The sequence below is a fragment of the Waterburya sp. genome (genome assembly GCF_058530065.1).
Genome location: NZ_JBZNBU010000196.1, coordinates 1 through 9,727, shown reverse-complemented (window position 1 = coordinate 9,727; position 9,727 = coordinate 1). Strand labels below are relative to the sequence as shown.

At 39.7% G+C, this 9,727-nt stretch carries 11 protein-coding genes; 4 read left to right on the top strand and 7 right to left on the bottom strand.

What is annotated here, in order from left to right:
- The 5 genes from AC33VI_RS12410 to AC33VI_RS12390 form a co-directional block, all read right to left on the bottom strand.
- Positions 1 to 1,008 (bottom strand): DUF4388 domain-containing protein (locus AC33VI_RS12410; protein ID WP_491782579.1); only part of this gene is annotated, 1,008 nt, incomplete at its 3' end.
- A 99-nt stretch (positions 1,009 to 1,107) separates the two neighbouring features.
- Entirely contained in the window at positions 1,108 to 2,856 is a 1,749-nt protein-coding gene (locus AC33VI_RS12405; protein ID WP_491782578.1) for a protein kinase domain-containing protein, read from the bottom strand.
- A 121-nt stretch (positions 2,857 to 2,977) separates the two neighbouring features.
- On the bottom strand, positions 2,978 to 3,517 hold the full coding sequence (locus AC33VI_RS12400; protein ID WP_491782577.1) for a GIY-YIG nuclease family protein: 540 nt from the start codon (positions 3,515 to 3,517) through the stop codon (positions 2,978 to 2,980).
- Positions 3,518 to 3,555: 38 nt separating this feature from the next.
- A complete protein-coding gene (locus tag AC33VI_RS12395; protein WP_491782576.1) occupies positions 3,556 to 3,876 on the bottom strand; it encodes a hypothetical protein in 321 nt (106 codons plus the stop codon).
- A 72-nt stretch (positions 3,877 to 3,948) separates the two neighbouring features.
- On the bottom strand, positions 3,949 to 4,167 hold the full coding sequence (locus tag AC33VI_RS12390; protein WP_491782575.1) for a hypothetical protein: 219 nt from the start codon (positions 4,165 to 4,167) through the stop codon (positions 3,949 to 3,951).
- 34 nt (positions 4,168 to 4,201) lie between these two features.
- Here AC33VI_RS12390 and AC33VI_RS12385 point away from each other — a divergent pair, with 34 nt between their 5' ends.
- Entirely contained in the window at positions 4,202 to 4,342 is a 141-nt protein-coding gene (locus AC33VI_RS12385) for a helix-turn-helix domain-containing protein (protein WP_491782574.1), read from the top strand.
- Here the strand turns inward: AC33VI_RS12385 and AC33VI_RS12380 are convergent.
- Both AC33VI_RS12380 and AC33VI_RS12375 read right to left on the bottom strand, forming a co-directional pair.
- Positions 4,288 to 4,458, bottom strand: coding sequence for a hypothetical protein (locus AC33VI_RS12380; protein ID WP_491782580.1), 171 nt, complete (start codon positions 4,456 to 4,458; stop codon positions 4,288 to 4,290). The two genes, AC33VI_RS12385 and AC33VI_RS12380, sit on opposite strands and share 55 nt — an antisense overlap.
- Before the next feature lie 94 nt (positions 4,459 to 4,552).
- Positions 4,553 to 5,560, bottom strand: a complete 1,008-nt coding sequence (locus AC33VI_RS12375; RefSeq protein WP_491782573.1) for an ADP-ribosylglycohydrolase family protein — start codon at positions 5,558 to 5,560, stop codon at positions 4,553 to 4,555.
- 291 nt (positions 5,561 to 5,851) lie between these two features.
- Here AC33VI_RS12375 and AC33VI_RS12370 point away from each other — a divergent pair, with 291 nt between their 5' ends.
- The 3 genes from AC33VI_RS12370 (at position 5,852) to AC33VI_RS12360 (ending at position 9,435) form a co-directional block, all read left to right on the top strand.
- Positions 5,852 to 6,238, top strand: coding sequence for a F0F1 ATP synthase subunit epsilon (locus AC33VI_RS12370; protein WP_491782572.1), 387 nt, complete (start codon positions 5,852 to 5,854; stop codon positions 6,236 to 6,238).
- Entirely contained in the window at positions 6,231 to 6,515 is a 285-nt protein-coding gene (locus AC33VI_RS12365) for an AtpZ/AtpI family protein (protein WP_491782571.1), read from the top strand. The genes AC33VI_RS12370 and AC33VI_RS12365 overlap by 8 nt, the downstream gene beginning before the upstream one ends.
- A gap of 184 nt (positions 6,516 to 6,699) precedes the next feature.
- Positions 6,700 to 9,435, top strand: coding sequence for a cation-translocating P-type ATPase (locus AC33VI_RS12360; protein WP_491782570.1), 2,736 nt, complete (start codon positions 6,700 to 6,702; stop codon positions 9,433 to 9,435).
- Positions 9,436 to 9,727: the final 292 nt, after the last annotated feature.

Here is a 9,727-nt window from a genome sequence, read left to right as displayed (position 1 = left end):
GATATTAAAAATTTTAGATACGGCTTGTACGGGGTCGTCTACGGCAGTGATTTTAAATTTATTTCCATCTAAAAACCGTGCGATTTCGCTAAGAATAGTCGGACTATCATCAATACAAACGATTTTCCAAGTTTTACTCTTATGCGTAGGGTCATCACCAACAGATTGAATATCTCTACCAATTCCTGATGAAGATTCTACGATCTTTTTAGAAGTTCGAGGAATGTAGGGTAATTTATTTAGGGGTGATGGAGCATGATGTAAATAAATAATTTTCTCTTCAATATATGGAGACAAAATTTTGGCTACTTGAATTTCGTCTTTTTTTAATAAAACCGATAATTGACGAATACTAGTACCTCCTTTTAAAACTTTAGTTAATTCCATCAAAGTTTTGCGGTCTAAAGAACCAGAAACGGGTAGAGATTTCGATTCCCAACCAGGAGGAAAATAAGGACGCTGATGGACAGAAATTAGTTTCTCGCAACAATTTTGCCATTGTTTTGACGCTGCTTGAGCAGCACTCAAACATTCTGAGATATTTACTGCTAAAGAGTCTTTAATTTGTTGTGGAATCCAAAGGGGGACTGAATGTTCTTGGTGCCATTGATAAATACCTCGGTCTAGCCACAAGCACGAGAAAAAGTCGTCTTTATTAATATTTTGAATTAGTCTAGAATTTTGAGAGAAATTTAAAGCTTGTTCTGTTAATAGCCAAGAAATAACTTTACTATAAAGATTCTGAGCCGGAGAAGAATGTTGAACATTAACTATAGATTGAGGTATATTTTGTATGCTACTAAGAGCTTGTCTCAAATCTAAAGAATGTAGATGATATTTAAACCTATCTAGGGTTTGTATAGAACAATAAACATATTGCAAATTACCTTGCTGTAAATAGATTTTCCAAGAAACTAACTCTGTAGTTAACTCTAGGCAACCAGAGCTTTTAGTTTCTGCTAGTTGAGACAACAATTTTTGGGTGTCTAGCTTCGTTGCTATAGTCACGGTAGTTGTGGTTTCTAAGAAATTATCAGACTTATTGTTCCCAAATTTGACAATAAACCTAACATCAGATAAGCTAATTCGTCTTAAATTTACCTAGTATTATTGAAACCCTCTATCCCATACTGAAATACTGATACGATCTTTACTATCTCTTTGTACCTTACCTTCGAGCTCGTTTAATTTAAAAAAACTAAAATTGGTCTGACGATTATAAACATCTCGTAGTTTTACCTTAACATCAGCAGGAGCATTACCTCCCAGCATTTTACTCAGGGTTTGCTGCATTGTTCCTAGACTAACCGATGAGTTTAAAACAACATCAGTTTGACGAATTTTTCCCGTACTATCTGATTCGTAGCTAAGGTTAACTCGGTCTGGAACTACATCGTAATAAACTAAGACTCTGGAGTTGGGTCGAAATCCCTTTCTTTCGGAATTAGGCTTACCTAAAGTACTAACCAATTGGCTTTCAGATGTTCCCGTCCTCAAAATAGGAATATTAATTTCTGGTACTGATTCTACCTCGACTTTAGTTAAAGTTTTAGGTGTTTTGTCATCTGGATTTTTTTCCGAGTTGGGGGAGGTTTGCTGGGCTTCTTCTCTAAGATCGGTCAGTATTTTAGGTATTTTCTTAGTTTCTAGCTCTTCTGTACCCTCTCTGGCTATTGCTTCGTTTTTATCTTCTTGATTATCGATCTCTTCTTCAGGATTGACAAATATGTCGGGTTGAGAACGAGGAGAATTAACTTGTGCTTGTTGGTTGGGGGATTCGGGCGATCGCAATAAACTAGATACTATAGCAAAACCCGCTGCAAACGTTCCTCCTGCCACTGCCAGAGCAATTAAAATAAAAGAACTAACTGTAACTAATAAATTAGATTTTTGGGCTGACTTGCCTCCTTTGGGTTGGAGGGCAACAGTACGAACTTTACCGTTACTATAGTTATCCCCCGCAGAATAGCTTCCAGGAGAAATGTTTAAAGTCGCTCCCGTTAAACTATGATTTTTTCGCTTTACGCCCTCAGTTAGGGCATCTAGCATTTGAGAGGCACTACTAAAGCGATCGCGGGGATGAAAGCGAATGGCTTTGTCAATAATGTCTGTTAATTCTGGGTCAATATTTTCAGCTAGATCTCGCCAAATAATTTCTCCATTGCGGGGATCGGTTTCCAATTCGTGGGGAGATTTTCCCGTTAACAAAAAGATTGCTGTTAAACCCAAACTGTAGAGATCGCTAGAATAGATCGGACGACCTGCTGCTTGTTCCGAAGCCATATAACCAGGAGTACCAATGGAGGCGGAGTAGTTGCTACTAGAATCTTCGTTTACTTCTGTGGCGATCGCTTCTTTAACCGCACCAAAATCAATTAAGAAAGGTAAGTTATCTTCTTGGCGTAAAATAATATTTTCCGGCTTAATATCCCGATGGATGATGCGACAACCGTGGATATAGCCTAAAACTGGTAGTAGTTGAATCAGGATTTGTCTGACTTCATCTCGATGCAGGTTACCTTCTCTTTCCCAATATTGGTCTAAAGTTAGTCCTTCAATCCATTCTTGTACGAGATAAAATTTGTCATTCTCGGAAAAATAAGCATAAAGCTGGGGTATTTGCTCGCTGTCTTGCCCTAGTTCTTCGAGGATTGCTGCTTCTCGCTGAAACCTTTCTTTCATCCACAAGGGAGTTTTAGGGCTTTTGGGATTTTTGACAATCGGTTTGAGTTGTTTGACCACACATTTTCGTCCCGAAGGCATATGAGTGTCTTCAGTCAGATAGGTTTCCCCAAATCCTCCTCTACCCAAGGTTTTGAGAATGCGATAGCGGTTGTTTAATAGTATTGCTTTCATGCTTGATCGTACAGAGAATAGCGATCTATCTAGAAACAACTCGGCTAATTATAAGAGTAGGCACAATATTTGTATTTATCGTATTTACTTCTTATTATTTTTGATTATCTAGATGTCGTGTTTACTTTAAGTCTAAGAGACCTTTTTCTTTTAGTTTAGGGTTAAACCGAATATTCATGGTAACACCACGGTCGCTTAATTGTTGTTGAAGTTCGGCTTCAACTCTTCTAGCTACTGTTTTTCGTATTTTAATTTGTCCTAATTCATCGCTTTGGTTATATTGTGCCTTTTCTGATTCTGTCATAGCAGGATTGGCATCAATTGGTTCGATCCAGGGGGATTTTTCCCCTTCGTTACCAGGAGGAGTTGAGTTATTTTCCGCAATCCAGCTATCGGCAATTTCTTGAAGAATCTTGCGACTGGGGCGATCGATGGTTTGCATTTTCACCCAATAGCATTGTGTTGGTTGGCGAATCAAATGTTGCTTGAGGCTGAGATAGACATCGCGAGAATATCCTACATACTGCATTTTTTGGTCGCGATCGAAAATAGCATATACGCCAATTTTTCCTTGGATGTCTTCGATGATAGTTCCCTCGTTATTGATGTAAGGAAAATACTCCAAACTATTGAGAGAAGGAATGGTGGTTTGGGCAGACATATTTGTTTGATTGAGATTAATTTTAGCAGTAAAAATTTCTAAACCTTACGATAGATAGCGCAGAGACGACTTGGTTTAAAAATTTTAGCTTGAAACATAAAATTGGGCGGGACATTAATAATAATGAATTCTTTCGAGTTGTGATATTTTTCAAACTCGCGGGGCATTCCTTTGGGAGTATGCTGACTGTAGGGTACTGGTTGAAACAATAAATCTGTAAATATGATTTCAGTTTCTCCCAATCTTTGGCAAATATCATCTGTAAAAGTCTTATTTGTCAGCAAGCGGAATAAAATTTCGCGGGATTCCGTATCGAGAACAAAGCTTGCGTCAAAATTTCTGACTATTTTTAAACCCATCTTTAGAATCGATAATATATCGATAAGATATTAGAACTTAAGCAATTATACTATCAGAAATTTCCCTGAGATTTATGAGTATTTAATCTTTATTGATAGTTTGTTGATTGTCGAGCGCAAATATACAGAATCTATATATAAACTTTGCAATCTTTGGGATTTTGCCCCTACTTGATAGATTAAGTCTCCTTTGCCTAATAGATATGCCGCGCCAGTAAAAGTGCCAGCAGGACTAAAAATAACTCTAACCAAACAAGAAGACAAAACGTTAAGAGAGTTAGAGCTAGCCAATCAAGTTCCCCGAAGAACAAAACAGAGAGCAAGTATGCTACGTCTCAACAGTAGAGGAAAAACAGTCAAAGAGATAGCAGGATACCTAGAATGTGCTTCATCAACTGTTAGACAAACAATTCATCGTTGGCAATCTAATAATTCGCGATCGCGCAAACTGCAACAAATACTTTGAGTTTTGGCAACGGTAGTTTTACTATTAGGTTTTAAATCGGCAATTTTTCCGCGATAATTATCTCGACCAATTAATTTAAGAAGAAACTTTAATTCTTGAGTTTCCATACTCGGCAATTTTCATTCATCTCCTCTAGCTTATGCCGATTGCTTTTAGTTGTGCATTGAAGAAAATACTTATTATTACAATTTTGTAATGGTTCAAGATAATTCAGTTCATTAACTTACTAATTAACTCATCAACTTGTCTGGGATGAAGAAAGCTAGGGCGCAGATGTTTGCCAAGACTAGTATCGCAGTTTAAAACGCGATCGCGCATAATTTGAGGAATGGCATTTACTCCTTCTGCTGCCCCAATCAACCCCCCCACAATACAAGCGTTGGTATCGGTATCTCCACCACCTAAAAGAGTTTCGGCGATCGCTTCTTGGTAATTCGAGCCGATTAATAAATGTAAGAAAGCATGAGTAAAGGCAATTTGAATAAAACCAATGTGAGGAGTAAAAGGTACGGAAACTAAATTTTCTGCATCCGCCAGCCAACTCCGTACTTCTTGCCAGCTAGTATATTCCTTTTGTTCTTTAGCTATTTCTTCTTGAGATTCCAACCAGGTTTTAGCCTGATTAAAAGCCAATTCTCTTTCCCCTGGCTGCTCGATCAAAGTTGCGATCGCAATGGTATAACAAGCCACTGCCAAACCACAACTAGGGTTGGGATGAGATAAAGCATTATCCTGTCGAGCATAATCAGCTAGATCGGCAATAGCTAAATTATGTCCCCAAATTCCCAGGGGAGTATTCCGCATCAGACTACCATTAGCTTTCGATCGCATACAGTTAACATAGGCGGCGTTAGTCATGGCTTGAGCGTAACTTTTATCGGCTGGTAAACCCCGAAACGCACCCAGAGAAGAAATAGTAGTAATGCCAATATCAAACGGATGAGATTCGATCCACTCGGCATAACTGCGAGCAATTTTTTCTAGATCGAAAGTCTCGCTTTCTGCCAAAGCACGAGCCATACACAGGGTTAATTCCCCGTCGTCGTTAATTTGCCCAGGGGCAACATTTAACTTTCCCCCTCCAGGCATACCCATCGCCCATTTTGTTTGTTCTGGAGAAGGTTCGCTGGTTAAAAATTCTAGGGTAGCACCCGCAGCATCGCCACATAACGCACCCAACAAACAGCCTTTTGCAGCATCGTATTTATCTTGATTCATTTTTGAGAAGATTATAATTTTATGGGTTATTGTAGAGTATTATTTCAGCATCACAATCTGCTCACAATCTGCTGTCAAAATAGCTTTTGATTAGTTCAATCTCTTAAAAGAGTTTTTAGTAGTTAGTAGTTAGTTTTTAGTTCAATTAATTAGTAGATTTTGAGGGCTAACCAGTGGGTTGACCCACAATGCTGACCGCCCGAACCACTAATTAATTAAGATTCTCAAATCGAAGATTATGAGAGGGGGCTTAGATCCAAAAACTAATAACTAACCGAAGGTTAAATTGAGATGAAATTAAAAGTTTTAACTCCAAGCGCAATTCTAATCGATCGCTCTGTTACCAAAGTCATTGCCGAAGCAGAAAATGGTCATTTTTGTTTGTTGCCCAATCATGTAGATTTTGTAGCTTCATTAGTTCCAGGCATACTCAGCTTGACTACGGAAACGGAACGAGAAATATTCGTCGCTGTAGATGAAGGGATTTTAGTTAAGTGTGGGGCAGAAGTTTTAGTATCGACTCGCAATGCAGTAGAAGGAGAAGATTTAGTTAGTCTCAAACAAGGGGTAATTGAACAGTTTCAGGTATTGGACGAACAAGAAAAATTGACCCGTTCGGCATTAGCCAAATTTGAGGTAAGTATGATGCGTCACTTTCGGGAGTTGGGACATGGGTAAAAAGTCTTTTCCAGATCGCATTGGTTCAAAGAGCGATCGTAAACTTAAAGCTAGAAAAGAGAAAAACACTATCTGGTTTGGTTTGGGGATGTTTGGCATGGTGGGTTGGTCGGTGGCGATTCCTTCCTTGCTGGGTATTGCTTTAGGGGTGTGGATCGACACTCATTTTCCCAGTCAATATTCCTGGACATTGATGTGTTTGGTTATCGGCGTAGCCTTGGGTTGCTTCAATGCTTGGTATTGGATTACCAAGGAGAGTCAGAAGAATGGCAGGTGAGGCTTTTATTTAATTTCTATTTTTGCTGGTGGATTGCTAACTTTATAAGTGTTATCTTAGATAACCTTTCTCAAAGAAAAAGAGATACACAAAAATAATTTAAAATCGATTAATTACTAATCATCAACAAAAACTAAACCAACTGTGTCTCATTAATTGAAGAATAGCAATATTAATATCTGATATGAAGAACTGGCATACTCTCAAATCAGCACAGGTTATAGAAACACTACAAAGCAATGCTGATTCTGGATTATCGGATGAAGAAATCTGGCAAAGACAAAAAGAGTTTGGCGAAAACCAACTGGAGCAAACCAACGGCAGAAGCAACCTAAAAATTTTCTGGGAGCAATTTACTAACGTGATGTTAGTCATGCTGATTGTCATTGCGATTATCTCTGCTATTCTAGATATCCGTCACGGCAATTTTCCCAAAGATTCTATTGCAATATTTACAATCGTAATTTTAAACGGAATTCTTGGCTACCTACAAGAAAGTCGTGCCGAAAAAGCTTTGATTGCTCTAAGAAAATTCTCGACAACTCAAGCTAAGGTAATTCGTAATAATATCCTTTGCCAAATCGATGCAGTGAAATTAGTTCCTGGAGACATTATGGTACTAGAAACAGGAATGCAGATTCCCGCAGATGGTTATTTAATAGAGGTGCAAAACTTTCAGGTAACTGAGTCTGCTATCACGGGAGAGGCTACGGCAGTAAACAAAGAAGCTCATACCGTCTTTACTGAAGATACTCCTCTCGGCGATCGCCTTAATTTAGTATTTAAAGGCACGGAAGTAGTTAAAGGCAGAGCTAAAGCTGTGGCAACCAATATCGGCATGAAGACAGAAATAGGTGCGATCGCCCGAATGCTACAAACAGTAGAGACAGAACCGACACCCTTGCAACGACGCATGACCCAATTAGGGACTGTTTTAGTAGGTGGTTCGTTAACTTTAGTCGTATTAATTACTTTGGGCGGTTTATTAAAATCGGGCTGGCAAATCTTTGAAGAAATTCTCGAAACATCTTTGAGTATGGCAGTAGCGGTAGTTCCTGAAGGATTGCCTGCGGTGGTAACTGTTACCCTTGCCATTGGCACCCAAAAAATGATCCGCCGTCAGGCTCTGATTCGCAAACTGCCTGCGGTAGAAACCCTCGGCTCGGTTACGACTATTTGCTCGGACAAGACAGGAACTTTAACCCAGAACAAAATGATCGTGCAGCAGGTAAGCACTCCTGGGATTGATTTTCAGGTTACTGGAGAAGGTTATCAACCAGTAGGAGAATTTATCGCTCCTGACGAGGATCGCATTGAAGGCAAACCAGAAGTGCAAAAACTCATGCTAGCCTGTGTGATTTGCAATGATGCTTTGTTGCAGCACTCGAAAAAAGCACGCCAATATGAATCTCAATGGTCGATGTTAGGCGATCCCACAGAAGGTGCATTATTAAGTTTGGCAGGTAAAGCAGGGATTTTTCGGGAAGAATTAACCGTAGAGCGGGTTGGAGAACTGGCTTTTGATTCCAAACGCAAGCGAATGTCAGTGGTTGTAACCAATGCTGCGGAAGATTTTCCCTATGTTCTCTATAGCAAAGGTTCTAGCGAGATTCTGTTAGAAAAATGCGATCGCATTCAAATTGAGGATACCGTTCTACCCCTTACAGAATCCCATCAAACTCAAATTAGCGAAACCAGTATTCAACTTGCCAGTGAAGGCTTGAGAGTTTTAGGCTTTGCCTGTAAACCATTGACAGAAATTCCTTCCCTAAATTTAGAAGAGAACGACGATAGCGAACAACAGTTAATTTGGTTGGGCATGGTGGGAATGCTCGATGCCCCAAGAGCGGAAGTTAAAGCAGCCATAGAACGCTGTCGGCATTCGGGAATTCGACCGATTATGATTACAGGGGATCATCCCCTAACGGCAATGGCGATTGCCAATAAGCTTCAAATTGCTCGGGAAGGCGATCGCTTTTTAAATGGTTCTCAGCTAGCCCAAATGTCGCCAGAAGAACTAGAACAAGCAGTAGACCGAGTTAATGTCTATGCTCGTGTCGCTCCCGAACACAAGTTACAAATCGTCCGAGCGTTGCAAAAAAAGGGAGGATTTGTGGCGATGACGGGGGATGGAGTCAACGATGCTCCTGCCCTCAAACAGGCTAACATTGGCATTGCGATGGGGATTACAGGAACGGATGTCAGCAAAGAAGCCAGCGATGTAGTTTTACTTGACGATAACTTTGCCACCATTGTGGCTGCGGTAGAAGAAGGCAGAGTCGTTTATGATAATATTCGTCGCTTTATTAAATACATTCTCGGTAGTAATGTCGGTGAAGTATTAACTATTGCTGCTGCCCCCCTGCTGGGTTTGGGTAGCGTTCCTCTATCGCCTTTACAAATTCTGTGGATGAATTTAGTCACTGATGGTTTGCCAGCTTTAGCCCTAGCTCTAGAACCTGCCGAGCCTAACGTGATGAACCGCCCACCATACGATCCGCAAGAAAATATTTTTGCCAGGGGTTTGGGGTTTTATATCGTCAGAATTGGGATTATCTTTGCTTTAATTACAATTGCTTTAATGGTGTGGTCGTACAATCGCGACCTTAACAATGCTGCCATCGATCCTAATCGCTGGAAAACAATGGTGTTTACCACCCTGTGTCTGGCGCAAATGGGTCACGCTTTGGCAGTTCGTTCTAATACTCGGCTGACAGTTGAAATGAACTTTTTTGCCAATCCTTATTTATTGGCTGCGATCGCATCAACTATAGTCCTTCAATTGCTACTGATATACGTTGCACCCTTACGCAACTTTTTTGAAACCACTACACTCAGTCCTACGGATTTGCTGGTCTGTTTGGGTTTTAGTATGTTGGTATTCGTTTGGGTAGAAATGGAAAAGCTCTTACAACGCTAAGTAGCTCCATTTTACAGTCATGTCTTTATAGGAAACTTAAGTAAAAAAGTACTGTTTTAAATTCCCCATTCCCCATTCCCCAATCGTGACAAGTTAAGAAACTTATTCATTAGTCAAATACTACATATAGTGTTGTTTATGAATATTAGACACTGTACATGGATTATAGATTAAAGAGTAATTCGGACTTTAAATTGCTTTAGGATTAGTGCAAAACTCATTACTCATTACTCATTACTCATTACTCAAAAGCGTTTGACAAACAACACAAGACGTTAAATTGTCACCAATG

Coding starts and splice junctions, on each gene's coding strand:
- AC33VI_RS12375 (WP_491782573.1), bottom strand. CDS start 5,560: ATGAATCAAGATAAATACGATGCTGCAAAAGGCTGTTTGTTGGGTGCG.
- AC33VI_RS12385 (WP_491782574.1), top strand. CDS start 4,202: ATGCTACGTCTCAACAGTAGAGGAAAAACAGTCAAAGAGATAGCAGGA.
- AC33VI_RS12370 (WP_491782572.1), top strand. CDS start 5,852: ATGAAATTAAAAGTTTTAACTCCAAGCGCAATTCTAATCGATCGCTCT.
- AC33VI_RS12400 (WP_491782577.1), bottom strand. CDS start 3,517: ATGTCTGCCCAAACCACCATTCCTTCTCTCAATAGTTTGGAGTATTTT.
- AC33VI_RS12360 (WP_491782570.1), top strand. CDS start 6,700: ATGAAGAACTGGCATACTCTCAAATCAGCACAGGTTATAGAAACACTA.
- AC33VI_RS12365 (WP_491782571.1), top strand. CDS start 6,231: ATGGGTAAAAAGTCTTTTCCAGATCGCATTGGTTCAAAGAGCGATCGT.
- AC33VI_RS12405 (WP_491782578.1), bottom strand. CDS start 2,856: ATGAAAGCAATACTATTAAACAACCGCTATCGCATTCTCAAAACCTTG.
- AC33VI_RS12395 (WP_491782576.1), bottom strand. CDS start 3,876: ATGGGTTTAAAAATAGTCAGAAATTTTGACGCAAGCTTTGTTCTCGAT.